This window comes from Aeromonas sp. QDB03 (genome assembly GCF_027707985.1).
GTDB lineage: Bacteria > Pseudomonadota > Gammaproteobacteria > Enterobacterales > Aeromonadaceae > Aeromonas > Aeromonas hydrophila.
The window spans coordinates 131,143-149,708 of sequence record NZ_JAPCJG010000007.1; the positions used below are offsets into that span (position 1 = coordinate 131,143).

Sequence of the window (18,566 nt, forward strand, 5' to 3'; positions counted from 1 at the left end):
AGTGGAATAAAACTGGCATCATACAAGACCGCTTCCGACCCTTTTCGGCTAAACTGGCCCAAGGCACATAAATTGCTTGTCACTTGGCATCACTAGCGAGAATCCGTCATGTTCGACAATAAAACCCTATTGATTACCGGCGGCACTGGCTCGTTTGGCAAGATGCTGGTCAAGACAGTGCTGGAACGCTACAAGCCGAAACGGCTGATCATCTACTCCCGCGACGAGCTGAAACAGTTCGAGATGCAGCAGGTCTTCAACGCCCCCTGCATGCGCTATTTCATCGGTGACGTGCGGGATGCCAACCGGCTCACCATGGCGATGCGCGGGGTTGACTATGTGGTGCACGCGGCGGCCCTCAAGCAGGTGCCGGCTGCCGAATACAACCCCATGGAGTGCATCAAGACCAATATCCACGGGGCCGAGAACGTCATCCAGGCCGCCCTGCTCAATCAGGTCAAGAAGGTGATCGCCCTCTCCACCGACAAGGCTGCCAACCCCATCAACCTGTATGGCGCCACCAAGCTGGCCTCCGACAAACTGTTCGTCGCCGCCAACAACATCGCCGGCCAGGATCCAACCCGTTTTGCGGTGGTGCGCTACGGCAACGTGGTGGGCTCGCGCGGCTCGGTCGTGCCCTTCTTCCAGAAACGGATCGATCAGGGCGCCACCACCCTGCCTATCACTCACGCCGAGATGACCCGCTTCTGGATCACTCTGCAGCAGGGGGTGGACTTCGTGATGAACAACTTCCCGCGCATGAAGGGGGGTGAGATTTTCGTGCCCAAGCTGCCCTCGGTGCGGATTACCGACCTGGCTACCGCCATGGCCCCTCAGCTGAACCAGGAGATCATCGGCATCCGCCCGGGTGAAAAACTGCATGAAGTGATGTGCCCGTGTGACGACTCCTACCACACCTTCGAGTTCGACGACTTCTTCATCATCGGACCAACCATCAACTTCAACAATCGCAACAATGACTTCTCCGTCACCGCCTCAGGTGAAAAGGGAGCCATGGTGGCCCAGGGATTCGAGTACAACTCCCGTGACAACGAGGATTTCCTGACGGTTGAACAGCTGAAAGAGTTGAACAGCAAGGTGGTAATGGAATGATCCCGTACGGCAGACAGTCGATCAGCGAAGCGGATATCGAAGCCGTGGTCGAAGTATTGCGGTCCGATTTTCTGACCCAGGGGCCAGTGGTGCCGCGCTTCGAGCAGGCAGTGGCGGATTACTGCGGTGCCCGCTTCGGGGTGGCGGTCAACTCCGGAACTGCCGCCCTGCACATCGCCTGTCTGGCGCTGGGTGTCGGCCCAGGTGACTGGGTCTGGACCTCCCCCATCAGCTTTGTCGCCTCGGCCAACTGCGCTCTCTACTGCGGAGCACAGGCCGACTTCGTCGACATCGAGCCCGATACCGGCAACATGTGCGCCATGGAGCTGGAGCGCAAGCTGGTAGCAGCCAAGGCGCAAGGATGTCTGCCCAAGGTGGTCATCCCGGTACACTTCGCAGGCCTGCCCTGCGATATGCAGGAGATCCATCGCCTGGGACAAGAGTACGGCTTTCGGATCATCGAGGATGCCTGTCATGCTCTCGGTGCTCGCTATCACGGTGAACCCACCGGCAACTGCCGCTACAGTGACATCACCGTCTTCAGCTTCCATCCGGTGAAGATCATCACCACCGGCGAAGGCGGCATGGCGATGACCAATGACCCTGCGCTCGCCAAAACCATGAGCATGTTGCGCAGCCACGGCATCACCCGGGATCCGGCCGACTTCATCAATGAGCCAGATGGCCCCTGGTACTACGAGCAGCAAATGCTCGGTTTCAACTACCGGATGACCGACATCCAGGCTGTGTTGGGGCTAAGTCAGATGGCCAATCTTGAAGCCTGGATCGCCAAGCGTGGCGAAATTGCCCATCGTTACTTTGAAGCATTGGCCCCCGAACGTCTGCCCCGTTATTTCAGTGCAGAACGACGCAGCGCCTTCCACCTGTATGTACACCATGTAGCCCCCGAACAGCGCCGCAATCTGTTCCAGCGACTACGCGATCATGGTATCGGGGCCAACGTGCACTATATGCCCATCTACAAGCAGCCTTGGCACCAAGAAGGCCACCAGTCAGCCCTACCGATGGCAGAGGCGCACTATTACGGAGCCATCACTCTCCCGCTTTTCCCTCATTTAACGACAGCGGAACAACATCAGGTATTTACATTGGTAACTGCCGATGAATAGCAGTACATAAAAGAACAAGCAGGCTCTGAGCTTGCCGTCAAAAGGTCCAGATAGTCGATATACAGAGAGATAAAATGACGGATACAGCAATCTTGCCAGTTGTGATGGCTGGGGGGTCAGGTAGTCGGCTTTGGCCTCTTTCTCGTGAGTTATATCCAAAGCAGTTCATGCCGCTTTTGGGTGAGGCCTCAATGCTGCTGGATACTATTGGCAGGGTCAAAGAACTTGCCACTCACCCATTCACCGTGGTTTGCAATGAGGCCCATCGCTTTATTGTCGCGGAGCAGTTGCGGGAGGCCGGAATACAGAACCATATTCTGCTGGAGCCTTCAGCACGCAATACGGCCCCAGCTATCGCTGTGGCGGCTCTGCACGGTATGACGATCGCTGATGATCCCGTGTTGATGGTGCTGGCTGCAGACCACGCAATCAAGGAGCCGCACGCCTTCCGACAAGCCATAGAAGCCGCATACCCCTTTGCAGTCAATGGCAAACTGGTGACATTCGGCATCGTCCCCCAAACACCTGAAACCGGTTATGGCTACCTCAGAGCAGGGGAATCTCTTGGGGGGGGAGTTTCTCGCGTCGACGCCTTCATCGAGAAACCGGATCTGGACACGGCGAAACAGTATCTCTCCTCTGGAAAATACCTCTGGAATAGCGGCCTCTTTATGTTCAAGGCCAGCCGCTACCTTGAGGAACTTAAACTTTATCGCCCTGATATCCTGGCCGCTTGTGAAAAAGCGTTTAGCACCAGACAACATGATCTCGATTTTATCCGTGTCGGTAGCGCGGCTTTCGAGGAATCGCCCAGCGAGTCAGTGGATTATGCGGTGATGGAAAAAACGCAAGATGCCGTTGTCGTGCCCATGGATGCCGGATGGAGCGATGTGGGCTCTTGGTCCACCCTGTGGGAGGTGAACGAGAAAGACGGGCAAGGGAATGTCCTAGAAGGTGACATCTTGGCGCTTGACACAACAGACTGTTATATCAAAAGCAGTTACCGGCTAGTAACCACCATTGGATTGGACAAGCTAGTCATAGTGGAAACCAAGGATGCCATACTCGTTGCCGCACACGACAAGGTTCAAGAGGTCAAGACACTGACATCACATCTTAAAAGTATGAATCGCACAGAAACCGAACGTCATCGCGAGGTTTACCGCCCATGGGGCAAATATGATGCTATCGACAGCGGAGAGCGTTTCCACGTCAAACGCATCACCGTCAAGCCTGGTGCCAAGCTTTCTCTACAACTGCATCACCACAGGGCCGAACACTGGATAGTAGTCTCCGGAACAGCCAGGATGACACTGAATGGTGTCGAGCGTTACATCACGGAAAATGAGTCCGTCTATATCCCTATTGCAACCGTTCACTCGTTGGAAAACCCGGGTAAAGTCGACTTGGTACTTATCGAAGTTCAATCAGGCTCCTATTTGGGGGAAGACGACATTGTAAGGCTGGGAGAGCACTACCACAAAGATGGGAGCGAGCCATGCTGAGAACCAAGACGATTATCCAGCATAGTGGTTTGGGCTTTGGTACAAGCGGTGTCAGAGGGTTAGTCAACCAGTTGACAGCAGAAGTTTGCCAAGCATTTACGCATGCCTTCATTTCTGTCATGCGTGATCGCTTCACCTTTAAGCATGTAGCGTTGGGCATAGACAACAGACCCAGCAGCCTCGGCATGGCAGGCGCCTGCGCCGCCGCCCTGCAACAACTTGGCGTTGAGCCCCTCTTCTATGGGGTACTACCAACACCGGCCTTGGCATTACAAGCCATGCGTTGCCGCATTCCGGCCATCATGGTTACCGGTAGCCATATCCCACATGACCGAAATGGTCTCAAGTTCTATGGCCCTGGTGGAGAGATCACCAAAGCTGAAGAACGACAGATCCTAGAAGCGGATATAGTGTTCTCCAAGATAATGGCACAACCCACGCTGCAGCCCTCCACAGAGGCAGCAGAACGCTATACAGAGCGTTACTTGCATTTTTTCAACAAGAGTGCACTGGCACATAAACGGATCGGCATTTACGAACACAGCAGTGCCGGGCGAGATATTTACCCGTCGATTTTCCAAGCATTGGGAGCAACAGTTATACGATTGGGGCGGAGTGACGACTTTATTCCCATCGATACCGAAGCATTGAGCACTGAGGATGAACAGAGAGCCCTATCTTGGACTCAACAATATAGCCTGGATGCTCTATTCTCGACCGATGGTGATGGGGATAGACCTATGCTCGCCGATGAACAGGGGCATTGGCTCAAAGGGGATATTCTCGGACTACTCTGTTGCCAATACCTAGGCATACAAAGCGTGGCCATGCCACTTAACTGCAATAGTGCCGTTGAACGATCGGAAATTGTCACACAAGTCATACGCACTCGGATTGGATCTCCTTATGTATTGGAAGCGATGGGGGCCCTCGCAGGCAAAGTAGCCGGTTTTGAAGCAAATGGAGGCTTCATGTTAGGCAGTCGCATTGATCATGAAGGGCGGCATCTTTCGGCCCTCCCCACTCGTGATGCCCTGCTACCAGCATTGGCTGCATTGATCCAGGCAAAAGAAAAAGGGCTTGCTGCCATCTTGGCCACACTACCAAACCGCTTTACTCATAGCGACCGGATCAAGGTTAATCCGACGGACTTGATGCAAAAAGCCAGCAATGAGCCCACTTGGCTTCTTCAGTTACTGGGGCTGGCAACAGATGCGTATCTTGATATAGATCTGACTGATGGAATAAGAATCCAGCTTACGGGTAACAATATCTTACACTTGCGAGCTTCCGCCAATGCGCCGGAACTTCGCTGTTATGCAGAGGCTAATACCCAAGCTCAAGCCATAACATTAGTAAATAACAACCTGAAGCTTATTAAACGACTGATCGATATGGAGTAGAAATATATTTTCTCAACAAGTCTTAAGTAATTGATGACTTTCTAAATTTTTCGACCATAGCTTCACATTAATTTAATTTATATTATCATCAGATTTCAGACAGGGCAAAGGATCATGAATAACATTTTTGACTTTTTGTTAGCTGAAGACCTAATCTCACCAAACAGAAGTATAATTATAAGTCCAGCGTGCAGAGACCTGAATATAGCCGTATACAAAGATACATTAACTGGCATAATCTATTTAGACCCTGCTTATGCCGGAAAAGCAGCACATTATTATACACAGAAAAACTCGATGGGATGTGGAAGGTATCGCAGTGAAGTGGACTTGCTTGATGCAGAAAGAAGAACGAAAGTTTTATCCTCTCTGATACCTGGACGTCGCTGGCTAGACTTTGGATGTGGCCCTGGTTACCAGTTACGCAAAGATGCTCATCTTTGTTTGTCTGCAATAGGTATAGAGATAAATGAAGGAGATAGGGATCAACTCCGGCAGGATGGCTTCCATATCGAGTCATCTTTGGAACAAGTTACTAATTTTCAGCCTGAAGTGATTAGTCTCTTTCATGTTTTAGAACATCTGCTTTCCCCTCAAGATATATTGGAAGAACTAAAATCGATAGCATCCAAAGGCTGCCAACTAATCATTGAGGTTCCGCACGCCAAGGATTGGTTGTTGTTGAATGGCCCTGAAGAATATCGTCAATTTACTTTCTGGTCAGAGCATCTTGTCTTACATACAAGGGCATCGTTACACCGATTACTTGAAAAAAGTGGTTGGACAGTACAATCGGAAGTAGCTGTACAGCGTTATCCCATATGGAATCACCTGTATTGGCTGACTGATAAAAAACCCTCTGGGATGGGCAATACGATAATGGATGAATCGGCACGTATACTGCATGAGGCTTATGGTAATTATAATGCCATAAGAAATTGTACTGACACTTTATTGTTTATTGCTCGTTGTTAAGCTTCAGGAAGAAGATAAATGAAATTCACTGCACTTATCCCTGCAAGGGGAGGCTCAAAAGGTGTCATTGATAAAAACATCAGACCTATCATGGGGGCGCCACTCATCAGTTGGAGCATCCGTCAAGCCTTGGCTTGCAACCAGATTAGTCGAGTGATTGTTTCTACTGATTCAGTACACATCGCCAATGTCGCCCAGAGTTGGGGAGCTGAAGTACCAGAACTCAGACCCTCTGAGCTTGCTCAAGATCACACTTCAACTGAAGAAGTCATGCTCCATGCCATGGAGCATTGGTTAGACGCTGATGATGATGAAGTTGTCGTGCTGCTTCAGCCTACCTCACCTTTACGCATGCCGGAAAGCATTGCCAACGCCATAGATCAGTTCTGCCGCGAACGAGCTGATTCACTCGTATCCGTTTGCGAGAGTCATGCTTTTTTCTGGAAATCTCCTTCTTCACCTAGAGCGCTTTACGATTATGAGAATCGCCCCAGAAGGCAGGATATTCGAGAAGCAGATCGTCAGTATCGTGAAAATGGGTCCATATATCTTACTAAAATCCCCTTGCTAAGAGCGAAGAAAAATCGTCTTGGGGGTAAAATAGCTATGTACTCTATGCAAGAATATGAGTCTTGGGAAATAGACTCTCTAACTGACTTTGCTATTGTAGAAACTCTGATGCGGGAATATCTTTAATGATCATTGATAGAAATGTTACTCGTTATGTTGTTTTCAGCGATGAAACCATAATGCATGCATTACAAAAAATGAGTCTGAACAAGAGTGGTATCGTTTTTGTTTTGACTCAAAATGGTGTTCTCGAAGGAGTAATGACAGATGGTGACTTAAGACGCTGGTTACTAGAGGAAACTAACTTCGACTTGTCCTTACCAGTTGCCATAGTTAGCAACCATAATTTTACGAGTGCAGACATAGAAAGTCCTCACGAGAGTATTTCCGCTCTGTTTTCAAGTCGAATTAAATATCTCCCTCTACTCGATAGACAACATCGCTTGATGGCAGTTGCTACACAACACAACCAGCCAATCCAGATAGATAATTTCGTAATAGCAGAAGAAAGTCCGACCTTTATAATAGCCGAGATTGGCAACAACCATAACGGTGACATTGTATTGGCAAAAAAACTGGTAGACTTGGCTGTTGCTAGTGGGGCCAATTGTGCCAAGTTTCAAATGCGCCATTTAGCTTCCATGTATCGTCAAAATACACCCCAAAAAACGGCTGGAGAAGATCTCGGATCAGAGTATACGCTTCAGTTGCTAGAGCGCTTCCAGCTGACTACTAAGGAACTGATTGAAGTATTCGATTACTGCAAAGAGAAAGGCATTATCCCTCTCTGCACACCTTGGGATGCAACCAGCCTTGATGAATTGGAAAACTATGGCATGCCGGCGTACAAAGTAGCCTCAGCAGACCTGACAAATCATGAATTCCTAGAAAAACTGATCCTTACACGTAAACCACTGATTTGTTCTACTGGTATGTCCAGTGAGCAAGAAATAAAAAATGCTATTGCTCTCTTTCAGAGAAATGGTACCCAATTCATAATTTTACATTGCAACTCGACTTACCCTGCGCCCTTCAAAGACATCAATCTAAAATACATAAGTCGCTTACAGGAACTCATTCAAAGTGGCCATGTTGGTTATTCTGGTCATGAACGTGGAATGTCGGTCGCTATGGCAGCAGTTAGTTTGGGAGCAAAGGTTATTGAAAAACACTTCACTCTGGACAGGAATATGGAAGGCAATGACCATCGAGTCAGTTTGCTGCCAGATGAATTCACTATGATGGTTCAGGGGATTCGTGAAATAGAGCTCGCTATGGGACATCGCAAAGCTAGAGAAGTCACTCAGGGAGAAATGATGAATCGAGAAGTGCTTGGAAAGAGTCTAATATGTACCAGGGATCTAAAAATTGGAGAAATTATCACGTCGAACGCTGTAGACATACGTAGTCCCGGAAAAGGATTGCCTCCATATGAAAAAAATAAACTCATAGGTATGGTTGCTCGACGAGATATCGCTGTTGGTGATTTCTTCTATCCATCTGATCTTAATGAAAAGACCACACATGCTCGTCAATATTCATTCAATCGTCCTTTTGGTATCCCAGTCCGCTACCATGACCTGAAAGATATGCTTGGGAAGACTAATCTAGATTTAGTTGAGTTTCACCTTAGCTACAAGGACCTAGATCTTGATCCTGCAGATTATTTAGCATCTGAAGGCTATGACCTTGATGTAATAGTACATAGTCCTGAGTTATTTTATGGCGACCATATAATGGATCTCTGTTCAGAAGATAAAATATATCGTGAACACTCTATTAAAGAATTGCAAAGGGTTATTGATAAAACTCGTCAGATAGCCTCTTACTTTCATCGCGCGACTAAACCTCTAATCATCATCAATGCAGGTGGATTCACTTTAGATAGTTTCATGCCACGTTCAGAGCGCGAGGTTAAATATAAGTTAATCGCGGAAGCTATAAAAAAGCTTGACAGCCAAGGGGTCGAAATTATTCCTCAGACAATGCCTCCTTATCCATGGCATTTTGGTGGGCAACGCTATCACAATCTATTCATGGAGGCCGACGAGATTTCTGACTTCTGTGAAAGACAGGGGATGAGAGTATGTTTGGATATATCACATTCAAAACTTGCCTGTAACCTGAATAAGGATTCCTTTGCAAGATTTATTCGACAAATAGCTCCATATACGGCTCACTTGCACCTTGTTGATGCTAAGGATGTTGATGGCGAAGGGCTGCAAATCGGTGAGGGAGAGATAGACTTTGACGAAGTCTCTGAATTATTGAAGCAACACGCACCAACAGCATCCTTTATTCCTGAAATATGGCAAGGGCACAAAAATAACGGCGAAGGATTCTGGATAGCACTAGAGAGACTCGAGCAATTTAAGCTTTAATGAGGCGGTAGCTATATTACTTTCCAGCGAAACATAACAAAAATCATCTTTTTTGATATACCATAGTTTATCAAAATCTGATCATTATCCTAATTGCTATAGTATGAAAAAAATAGATCTGGGTTCTTAATGAGCCCAGCATTTTCTTGAATCTGCTCATCATCCCAATCCCACCAACATATTCTTTTCAATATTGAAATTTGTTCCTTATTAAAGCGTTGACGAATAACTTTAGCCGGGACTCCCACCACGATGGCATAGTCAGGTACATCACGAGTCACTACAGCACCAGCCCCGACCACAGCACCATCGCCAATTGTCACCCCAGGTAATATAATTGCATTAGCACCAATCCATACATCATTGCCAATCGTAATCTTTTGATTGGAAGACATGTTATACAAATCCAATAGGTCGTCATTCTCCCAGATACCAGGAACACCTTCATAACCTAGAATATCATGTTTGGATATATAGAGTAGGGGATGGGATGTAATACAATCGAGAGGGTGATTGAACTCGCCGATTTTAACTGACTCATTAATGGAACAGAAAGCACCAATGCTTTCAAGTAATGAACCTTTGAAACAATGGCGTTCATAGCCGTATGTATACTTTCCAACCTCAACGCCATTGATACTACGTTTTGAGGTTGTCGATACATCTACATTTTTAAAGACCTGAATGAAGTGTTCCCCCTCCTTTAAGCCAATATCACGCAAATATTGGCTTATTTCTATAAAAAACGAACTAACAATTACTATAAAAGCCTCATTAATGGGCTGTGAATAACTATCCGGAGTAACAACTTCTTTGCCAAGAAAGCATTCTTTCTCAGGACGTGAAGTCATAAAAAAAGTCACTTGTGAATACAACCAAGAATTTTTATTAATAAAATCCTCTGCCGCAGACCCAGTACCATAGATGATTAAATTTCTACCACGAGAGAGTTTATCTTCAATCATAAGGCGATGTAACATTAGCATAAAGGCTTTCCTTATAGAAAAAAATCTGCCTTCTTATTAACAAAACAATCTAACTCACCAGACGTTATATTGTATACCTTCTGCCCTCTTCTTTCGGCAAGTCGACGAATATAACCATACTCTAACTTTTGTCGTTCAATAGTTTCTCGCAGTCCATGAAAACCCAATTCCTTATATGCATCGAGTGATATTTTATCATCCACCGAAGTATGTTGGTAAACATGCGGAATAACCTTTCCAGACAATATATCCTCCTTAGTAAAAGCCCACCAAGTATGATCAAATCCAACCAAACAAATTTCTTCATATCCAAGATAAAGGGCCAGTAGTATCGCAGGACATAATACATTCTGAGCACAATGCTGCATTTTCGCACTAAAGTCACAGCTTATTATCTCATCTGTAGCAAGCCCAGATGACATATCATAGAAATAGAGGTTATCCATTTCCGCTTTTTGCCTGTCAAAATAATGTAAAGCATCAGCATTGACTACTAATCTGGTATCAGGAAGTTTAGTCGACAGCACGTTCATTATTGGTTCTAGTAATAAATCACTTTTCAACCAAAAGAGAGGGTCTGCCAATATCCAGAATTGAGGTAATAATTTAACAATCTCATGGCTTTTATAGGCATGATTAACCGCAATACAGTCAAACTGGGCTAACTTGCTTAAATTTATAGTTTTCAGTGAAGGTCCATTGCCAATGATAAAACAACGATCAGTTTTTCGCTTATCTTTAAGTTGCTTATTCTTGTTCAACACATGGCTAGAAATAATACTATCATATGTACTATAATCCATGATGGTGTGTTTAACACCCAACTCACTTAGTTGGCACTGGAGCTCTGTCACATAAGATGACGTAATGATTATCTTACTATCACTTTGCAAATATTCATTTATATTAGTGACCAGATCAATCGTTATACCATTAAACAAGCGACCACTTTTCTTTGGATCATTATCCAAAATAACTCTAGGGACTGTATCACCATAAATACGAACCCATTTATTAAAAAGCTTTTCAGCCAAGCTTGAAGCACCAATCCACACAACACTCATAAAAAACCTTATTCTTTTAAATTAACATTATTAACATACCAGTCCCACGCATTTCGCATGCCTAACTCCAATGTAGTGGTTGCCTGCCAACCCAATTTATTCAATCTTGTTACATCCAGTCTTTTTACAGGAGTACCCTCAAGTTTATTCTCATCAAAACAAAACTCTCCGGTGAAACCACTGATAGCTTTAAGAAGCTCTGCCACTTCACGAATAGAGCAATCAATACCAGTTCCAATATTAATATGAGAACATCTAGGATCAGTCAGTGACTGTAAATTTTGTTTAGATATAGACATAATATGTAAGCATGCTGCCGCCAAGTCATCGACATGCATGAATTCACGACGGGCGTTGCCACTACCCCAGATCTCTACAAACTTATCGCCTTGTTCAATGGCTCGATAGAACTTTCCTATTAAAGCAGGGATAACATGACTGTACTGAGGGTGAAAATTATCATATGGGCCATAGAGATTGGTCGGCATGGCACAGCGATAATCTCTTCCATATTGCCTATTGTAACTTTCACACAGTTTAATACCGGCAATTTTGGCAATAGCATAAGGTTCATTGGTCGGCTCCAATGGGCCGGTAAGAAGTGCCTCTTCCGAAATGGGTTGTGGGGTCAACTTTGGATAAATGCAACTAGATCCCAGAAATAGCATTTTCTGTACATCAACAAGATGTGCACTGTGAATTAAATTAGCTTCAATCATCAAGTTTTGGTAGATGAATTCGGCTGGGAAACTTTCGTTTGCATAAATTCCTCCAACCTTGGCAGCCGCCACATATATTTCATCTATTTGTTGATGCATCAGAAACCGTTTTACCGCTTGTTGATCTGTCAGATCTAGCTCACCTCGAGTAGCGGTCACCAGTTCAACTGAATCCAGCATCGTAAGTTGCCGACACAAGGCTTGTCCTACCATGCCGAGATGTCCAGCAACAAAGACTCTCTTCTTAGCCATATATTCAGTCCCCCATGGACTCACCAATCTCAAATCCGTGTTTTTTCAACAAGGCATGGCACTGCGCTACTTTCACATCTGCAGCAACCATTTCGGCACACATTTCTCTGACTGTAATACTGGGTTTCCAACCCAGTTTTTCTCGTGCTTTACTCGCATCACCTAACAAAGAATCAACTTCTGCAGGACGGAAATACCGGGGATCAATACGAAGGACCACATCACCAGGACGAACTGCCGGAGCCAGCTCTCCCTTGGCTGATACCACCACTGCAACTTCTTCAACACCCTTGCCTTCGAAACGTAATTGCATACCTACATCTTCTGCTGCCCAAAGAATGAACTGACGCACAGAATACTGCTCGCCAGTCGCTATCACAAAGTCTTCAGGTTCTTCTTGCTGTAACATGAGCCATTGTAGTTGTACATAATCCTTTGCATGACCCCAATCCCGTAGAGAATCAATATTCCCCATGTAGAGACAACTATCCAAACCTTGGGCAATATTGGCCAAACCTCTGGTAATCTTTCGAGTAACAAAAGTTTCTCCCCTACGGGGAGATTCATGATTGAAAAGAATACCGTTGCATGCATATAAACCATAAGCCTCACGATAGTTCACCGTGATCCAGTATGCATAAAGTTTGGCAACGGCATAAGGAGAGCGTGGATAGAAGGGGGTGGTTTCTCTTTGCGGTATCTCTTGGACCAGGCCAAACAACTCTGACGTCGAAGCTTGATAAAACCGGGTTTTTTTCTCCAATCCCAGCAACCGGATAGCCTCTAGCAGGCGCAGTGTGCCCATAGCATCCACATCGGCCGTATATTCAGGAGACTCAAAGCTGACGGCTACGTGAGATTGAGCCCCCAAATTATATACCTCATCTGGTTGAACCTCTTGAATAATACGGGTCAAGTTAGAGGAGTCCGTCAGATCACCATAATGCAGTACAAAGTTTTGATGTTCAATATGAGGGTCTTGGTAGATATGGTCTATACGTTGAGTATTGAACGATGACGCTCGACGCTTGATCCCATGCACCTGATACCCTTTTTCTAACAGAAACTCGGCCAAATAGGAGCCATCCTGCCCGGTTACACCAGTGATAAGTGCGACTTTCTTATTCATAGATTTCATGCCACTTGATGATCCGTGCTACAGGAGCCTTGTGTTGTAACTTCAAAACTATTTCATCACCATGCTCTCCCTCTACGGAGTTAAATAAAATATCCACATTGGAGGGGAAATCATGTAAAGACCAGACTTGTCTACCATTAAAGGTACTGTCACTCCCCAGAGAGGTAATAAAGAAGTCTGTCACAATACCCGATTTTTCAAGCAGCATGTATATTATGTTAGCCATAATACCGGTACCAAAGATACCAATACGTCTTCCTTTCAGTACTGAAACATCTTGCTCCTTCTCCAAATAACGATGAAAAAGCCGCTTCAATAACGTCATATTTTTATTTGCAAATGCCAAAGCTACGTCTTGTTGGTTTACCCTTTCCAAATCAAGAAGTTCGTAAATAATCCTGGTTTCCCGATTGATTAGGTTATAGTTTTCAATATTACTGCTCAGCCCACCAAGATAGAAATGGGCCACTGTTCTGTCAGAAAAATCCCCACGCTTAAAAAGAATGGTCTTCAACATAATATAGGAATCAGCAGCTATATTAAAAGACCGGGGAAAACCACCATATTCCTGCAGCAGGGCTCGCTTCATGAAAAAGCCTTGATGATGAGGATGGCTAAATTCCTGTTCACCTTTACGCAACTCATTTCCATGCAAAATCCACTCAGCATTGGTCGCAGGATCTTTTATAATAACTCTAGCAGCCAAATAATCTAGAGAATCGTCTCTTTCAAATTCGGTCAAAATATCATAAATGACATCTGAGTCACAGAGGTGATCATCTGAACTAAGATAATAAATAATTTCACCCGTTGCAGCAGCTAATCCTTTGTTGAAAGCATCATAAACGCCGTTATCTGCTTCTGACACCACTTTTGCTATATGTGGAAATGTAGACACTAGGGTGAGTGTCTGATCTGAAGATCGGCCATCGACAATGATATGTTCTATCTGGGAAATGGCGGTTTGCTTAGCCACACTACATAAGCATCTTTCGATAGTTGCAGCACTATTATATGTTGCTGTGATGATAGAAACTTTCATTTAATTTTCATCCATTAGAGCAGTATAAAGGGCATTCTAAACCAAAGGTCAGCTACGAACGCCTGCCGCTTTTCTCAATACACTGATACAATCCATATCCTTGCATTCCCAATCGATGAGTGTTTGTTCTACAACCTCGAAATTATGGTGCTGGGCAATCAAAGCAACATCATCTTTTGAGATCCTACTACGTCCGGCCGGATTCAGATTCCATTGGTCGAACACTCTCATCTTATCCACCAATGCACCAAGATTGGAGTGATGCATTACTACATACCCCTGATCTTTCAGTACACGGTTGAATTCGCCGAGATAGAAATCCAAGCTTTTATAAGAGAAATGGACCATCGCATCCCAAGAATATATCAGACTTAGAGAGCTGGCTTGCTGAGGTAACTGATCTGTACCATTGCATTGCATACTAATATTTGAATATTTAGCAAAGCGCTGGCGGCAGAACTCTATTGCGTCAAAGCTGGCATCAACCAACTGTAGATACTGACAACGAGTATGCACTATCTCTGCAATACGTCCCTTACCACAGGCAAAATCAAGGACATTGCTATAATCCAACACACCTTCCAGCCGGCTCAATACAGGTTGAATGAATCTATTATATTGGGCTTGGGCTGAATTTTCTGCCAATTTATAGTAGGCATCCCATTCATCATCTGCCGGGGTAGCATTCAGTCTGGTTTGAATCAGGTCTAGCACATCAATTTTCTGCTCAGCGCTGATACCTACAATTCTCGTAGGATCAACGCCCTCACTAACAAGATACTTTGTTATCTCTTCTTCAAATAATTGAGAAGCAATAATAATTTGATCAGGCTGTTGCCAATCCATCAACGCCGGTGGTAAACAAATGAGTTGTTGCTGTTTTCCCAAGGACTTAAATTTTTTATCGACCAGCCAAACCACATGACAAAAAGGAACTGCAGCCAACTGTCGCAGGAAATATTCGCCAATTTCTCCAGCACCATAGATAGCAATGCTTGCTCCCTTGATGACACGATCGAAGGGAAACAGTATGAGATTCATGAGTTAACCCTGCTTATTATAGTTCAATACGGGTGGCGTCTTGTACAGCCAGGTCACGGGGCGAAACCCAAACAGGCCATCTTTCTTATTTGTATGTCCATTCAACGCACAAAGTCTGGCCCAACGTTCAGATATCACGCCAAAATCATCCTTCCAGTCAGCTCTGATACTGCTACTGAGTTTTTCTAGCCATAAATAAATTCGTTCTAACTCTACATCACTTAAATCACTTCGCAGATCACAGCACCATTCATGCGCCTCAATATCTATGTCCGCGACGCCGAGAGTTAGCATGTATTTGCTCATAATCTGCCGATAAAGAATCATTTGACGCGTTCGTTTTATTTTTGAGACTTGAGCATCATGAACTCTGTAATGGACCAATACTTCCGGGATGTTGGCAAATTTAACTCCACTACAAAGTGCCATTCTGGACCAGAGCTCAGTATCCTCGACATCTTCATATTTTTTGTCATATGCAAAATTCTGAAAAAACTCGATTTTACCCATGATAGAGCTATGGCTGAACCCAGATGAACGAAACAACAGCATGAATTTAATAAATGTATCTTCCCGGCGGTGATGCCAGACCTCGCTGCGAGCCCCGAAAAGCTGCACCCAGCTTCCAACAATGTCTACCTCTGGGTGAGCGTTGAGAAAAGCCAACTGACAAGAGAAACGATGGGGCTCACAAATATCATCGCCATCCATGCGGGCCAACCATCTGCCCTGGGCTAATGCCACCCCTTCGTTAAGAGAATCGACAATTCCGCGATTTTCCCGGGAAATGATCTTGATCCGTTGATCATGACAAGCTATACGCCGAACAATTGCAGGTGTCTCATCACTGCAACCGTCATCGATCACCAGCACTTCAAAGTCTGTGAAAGTTTGAGCCTGGATACTAGCAAGAGCTTCTTCGATATATTCTGCACAGTTATAGACAGGCATTAATACAGATAACAGTGGTTTGGTCACGGCATGTGTATCCAAGGTTCAAAGAGTTGTCGTGTGCTTGGCAAAGTGATTCAACGCATTGTTCACCGCATCATCCATATCAAAATAGCGATATTCGGCAAGGCGGCCCAAAGCAATCAGCTGCGGGAATCGGGTCAACTCATCACGGCACGCTTGATAATGCTGTTTGGCTACATCGGTAAACAGCGGGTAGTAGGGCTCTAGCCCCTGTTCTAGCTGATAGTCACAGGGATATTCGTAAACGATGCTGGTACCGGGATGTACCTGCCCGCTGAAATGCTTGAACTCGGTGATCCGTGTGAAGGCTTCTTCATTTGGATAATTGACGGTGGTGACCGGTTGAAATTGCTCCAGTGCCAGATGGCGATGCTCAAAACGCAGTGAACGATATGGCAGGTAATTCCCCTCTGCCGGCAGCAGATGATCCAGCATCCCGGTATAGATCAAGGGGCCATCAAATTGCTCGCCATCCAGCAGCACCCGCTTCTGCTGCCAATCCAGCCTGACGTGCTCTGCCATGGGGGTCGACAGCCTCACGTCAATCAGCGGATGCGCAAGCATGCGCTCAAACATGGCGGTATAGCCTACGGCCGGCACCGCCTGCCAGGGGTCGGTGAAGTAGCGATCATCCCGGCTGACCACCACAGGTACCCGCGCCGTCACCTCGGGGGAGATCTGCTCGGGGGGGACTCCCCACTGTTTGCTGGTGTAGTTGACGAACGCCTTCTGATAGATGAAATCCGCCAGTTCACCCAGCAGGGGAGACTGCTCCTTGCGCAGTTCGAGAATCGGCACTCTGGCGCCATCCCCGAACCGGGTACGCAGGGCCTCAATCATGGCGCCGGCCTTCTCGGCGGGGAAACAGCGTTCGATGCTGGTCAGGTTGAACGGGATAGGCACCAGTTGCCCATCGATGCGCGACAGCACGCGATGCTCGTAAGGCAACCACTCGGTAAACTGCGACAGGTAATCCCACACTTCCTTGCTGTCGGTATGGAAGAGGTGCGGCCCATAGCGATGGATCAGCACCCCATGCTTGTCATACTCGTCGAAACAGTTGCCCCCGATGTGGTCGCGCTGTTCCAGCACCAGCACCTTCCAGCCAAGCTGGCTGGCCATTCGTTCAGCCATGACGGCGCCCGAAAGCCCGGCGCCAATGACGATTGCCTGATATTTCATTTATATTTTGCTCTAAGAATTTTTGCTTTGGGCATATAGCACTGTTTCCATCCAGTTGTTTCTATGATGCCCCAAATAAAAAAGATAATCTGGATTAAGTGACTTTATATACTCTGGTATACGCCATAAATCCGCTTGACAGTGATAAAGACTGATCGCTAATTTTGGTTTTCGAGTAGTAATTGTATTTTTTGCCCCCACAAGAGCATGCATTTCAGCGCCCTCAATATCTAGTTTGATAACCGTTGGAGCTATGCCATTCGACTTTACATAGTCATCAATGCTAATCGCATTGATAGCCACCTCGCCTTTTTCATCGACTCTTCGTCCATACGAGATGGTATCATTATCCGAAAAATTGAGCTCTTGTGCTGATGACCATAAGCCTAAATTGTTAGATACCACTTTTAACTTTGTTTTATCTCCATAACGGAGCAGAGCTTGAAAATTTTCTGAATCTGGTTCAAAAGCATGAATTTCTCGCACAATAATATTGTGCTCATCCAAGCTTTTAATCGTATCGCCAATGTATGCCCCGCCATCAATAATTATATCAGCGGTTGAATATCCAACATTGGGTGACATATATTGTGGATAGCTACTAACGGATATACTATCTACATTACCACAACGGAAGGAAATGAGGTCAATCAAACTTTTCTTAGAAGCATCATCTTCTAATGATGAATAAAAATTGATTAGCTCATTCTTATCAGTAATTGTCATGCGTTCAAATACAGTAACAAAAGGATCTATAACAAACACTTCCCCTACAAACCCAGCACGTCTTAAATCTAGCGTTATTTCTTTTGCCCATGTAGATGCGATCAGTAAAGGTGCTGTTTTTGAGGAGATATATTTTATAGTCTTAAGCGGAAGGTTCATAAATATACCTTCATCTTCATTTCTACCTACAAAATAGGATGCCGTATGCCCAAACTTTATAAGTTGATCATAACAATTCTGAGCAAGCTGGCCTGTTCCAAAAATTCCAAATACAGCTCGGTTTTCTATTAGATCTATTAGTCTATTGCTCTTTATATACAAGAGCTCAACTTGTTGGGAAAACACATTATTCATTTAAGTCCTC

Annotated in this window: 15 protein-coding genes and 1 pseudogene; 7 read left to right on the forward strand and 9 right to left on the reverse strand. The window is 45.5% G+C overall.

The features are described from left to right. Nucleotides 1-108: 108 nt before the first annotated feature. From pseB to PG900_RS17295, 7 genes are all read left to right on the forward strand, one after another. Nucleotides 109-1,113, forward strand: coding sequence for a UDP-N-acetylglucosamine 4,6-dehydratase (inverting) (gene pseB / locus PG900_RS17265; RefSeq protein WP_270831910.1), 1,005 nt, complete (start codon nucleotides 109-111; stop codon nucleotides 1,111-1,113). Further along, nucleotides 1,110-2,243: a UDP-4-amino-4,6-dideoxy-N-acetyl-beta-L-altrosamine transaminase gene (gene pseC / locus PG900_RS17270; protein WP_106551504.1), complete on the forward strand. Its 1,134-nt coding sequence runs from the start codon at nucleotides 1,110-1,112 to the stop codon at nucleotides 2,241-2,243. The genes pseB and pseC overlap by 4 nt, the downstream gene beginning before the upstream one ends. A 74-nt stretch (nucleotides 2,244-2,317) precedes the next feature. Next, the gene (locus tag PG900_RS17275; protein WP_106551503.1) at nucleotides 2,318-3,748 is read left to right on the forward strand and encodes a mannose-1-phosphate guanylyltransferase/mannose-6-phosphate isomerase; all 1,431 of its coding nucleotides are present in this window, start codon (nucleotides 2,318-2,320) and stop codon (nucleotides 3,746-3,748) included. Then, entirely contained in the window at nucleotides 3,742-5,151 is a 1,410-nt protein-coding gene (locus PG900_RS17280; protein WP_106551502.1) for a phosphomannomutase, read from the forward strand. Before PG900_RS17275 ends, PG900_RS17280 begins: the two co-directional genes overlap by 7 nt. A 114-nt stretch (nucleotides 5,152-5,265) precedes the next feature. Beyond that, nucleotides 5,266-6,126, forward strand: coding sequence for a class I SAM-dependent methyltransferase (locus PG900_RS17285; protein WP_106551501.1), 861 nt, complete (start codon nucleotides 5,266-5,268; stop codon nucleotides 6,124-6,126). An 18-nt stretch (nucleotides 6,127-6,144) separates the two neighbouring features. Further along, complete coding sequence (locus PG900_RS17290; RefSeq protein WP_106551500.1) at nucleotides 6,145-6,822, forward strand: acylneuraminate cytidylyltransferase family protein; 678 nt, start codon at nucleotides 6,145-6,147, stop codon at nucleotides 6,820-6,822. Then, nucleotides 6,822-9,077: an N-acetylneuraminate synthase family protein gene (locus tag PG900_RS17295; RefSeq protein ID WP_106551499.1), complete on the forward strand. Its 2,256-nt coding sequence runs from the start codon at nucleotides 6,822-6,824 to the stop codon at nucleotides 9,075-9,077. The genes PG900_RS17290 and PG900_RS17295 overlap by 1 nt, the downstream gene beginning before the upstream one ends. 211 nt (nucleotides 9,078-9,288) lie before the next feature. Here PG900_RS17295 and PG900_RS23075 read toward each other — a convergent pair. The 9 genes and pseudogenes from PG900_RS23075 to PG900_RS17340 all read right to left on the reverse strand — a co-directional run. Beyond that, nucleotides 9,289-9,448 (reverse strand): annotated as a pseudogene (locus PG900_RS23075) (DapH/DapD/GlmU-related protein); the annotation flags it as partial. 626 nt (nucleotides 9,449-10,074) lie between these two features. Then, nucleotides 10,075-11,127, reverse strand: a complete 1,053-nt coding sequence (locus PG900_RS17305) for a hypothetical protein (RefSeq protein ID WP_139705015.1) — start codon at nucleotides 11,125-11,127, stop codon at nucleotides 10,075-10,077. An 8-nt stretch (nucleotides 11,128-11,135) separates the two neighbouring features. Further along, complete coding sequence (locus PG900_RS17310; protein ID WP_106551497.1) at nucleotides 11,136-12,098, reverse strand: GDP-L-fucose synthase family protein; 963 nt, start codon at nucleotides 12,096-12,098, stop codon at nucleotides 11,136-11,138. Nucleotides 12,099-12,102: 4 nt separating this feature from the next. Then, nucleotides 12,103-13,227, reverse strand: coding sequence for a GDP-mannose 4,6-dehydratase (gene gmd / locus PG900_RS17315; RefSeq protein WP_017781250.1), 1,125 nt, complete (start codon nucleotides 13,225-13,227; stop codon nucleotides 12,103-12,105). Further along, complete coding sequence (locus PG900_RS17320; RefSeq protein WP_106551496.1) at nucleotides 13,220-14,278, reverse strand: glycosyltransferase family 2 protein; 1,059 nt, start codon at nucleotides 14,276-14,278, stop codon at nucleotides 13,220-13,222. The genes gmd and PG900_RS17320 overlap by 8 nt, the downstream gene beginning before the upstream one ends. Nucleotides 14,279-14,326: 48 nt before the next feature. Further along, nucleotides 14,327-15,319: a class I SAM-dependent methyltransferase gene (locus PG900_RS17325; protein ID WP_106551495.1), complete on the reverse strand. Its 993-nt coding sequence runs from the start codon at nucleotides 15,317-15,319 to the stop codon at nucleotides 14,327-14,329. A gap of 3 nt (nucleotides 15,320-15,322) precedes the next feature. Next, on the reverse strand, nucleotides 15,323-16,297 hold the full coding sequence (locus PG900_RS17330; RefSeq protein ID WP_270831912.1) for a glycosyltransferase family 2 protein: 975 nt from the start codon (nucleotides 16,295-16,297) through the stop codon (nucleotides 15,323-15,325). An 18-nt stretch (nucleotides 16,298-16,315) separates the two neighbouring features. Beyond that, nucleotides 16,316-17,476 carry a UDP-galactopyranose mutase gene (gene glf / locus PG900_RS17335; RefSeq protein WP_106551493.1) on the reverse strand — a complete coding sequence of 387 codons (1,161 nt, stop codon included), beginning with the start codon at nucleotides 17,474-17,476 and terminating at the stop codon, nucleotides 16,316-16,318. A 12-nt stretch (nucleotides 17,477-17,488) separates the two neighbouring features. Continuing rightward, on the reverse strand, nucleotides 17,489-18,556 hold the full coding sequence (locus tag PG900_RS17340) for an FkbM family methyltransferase (protein ID WP_139705021.1): 1,068 nt from the start codon (nucleotides 18,554-18,556) through the stop codon (nucleotides 17,489-17,491). Between the last annotated feature and the right edge of the window lie 10 nt (nucleotides 18,557-18,566).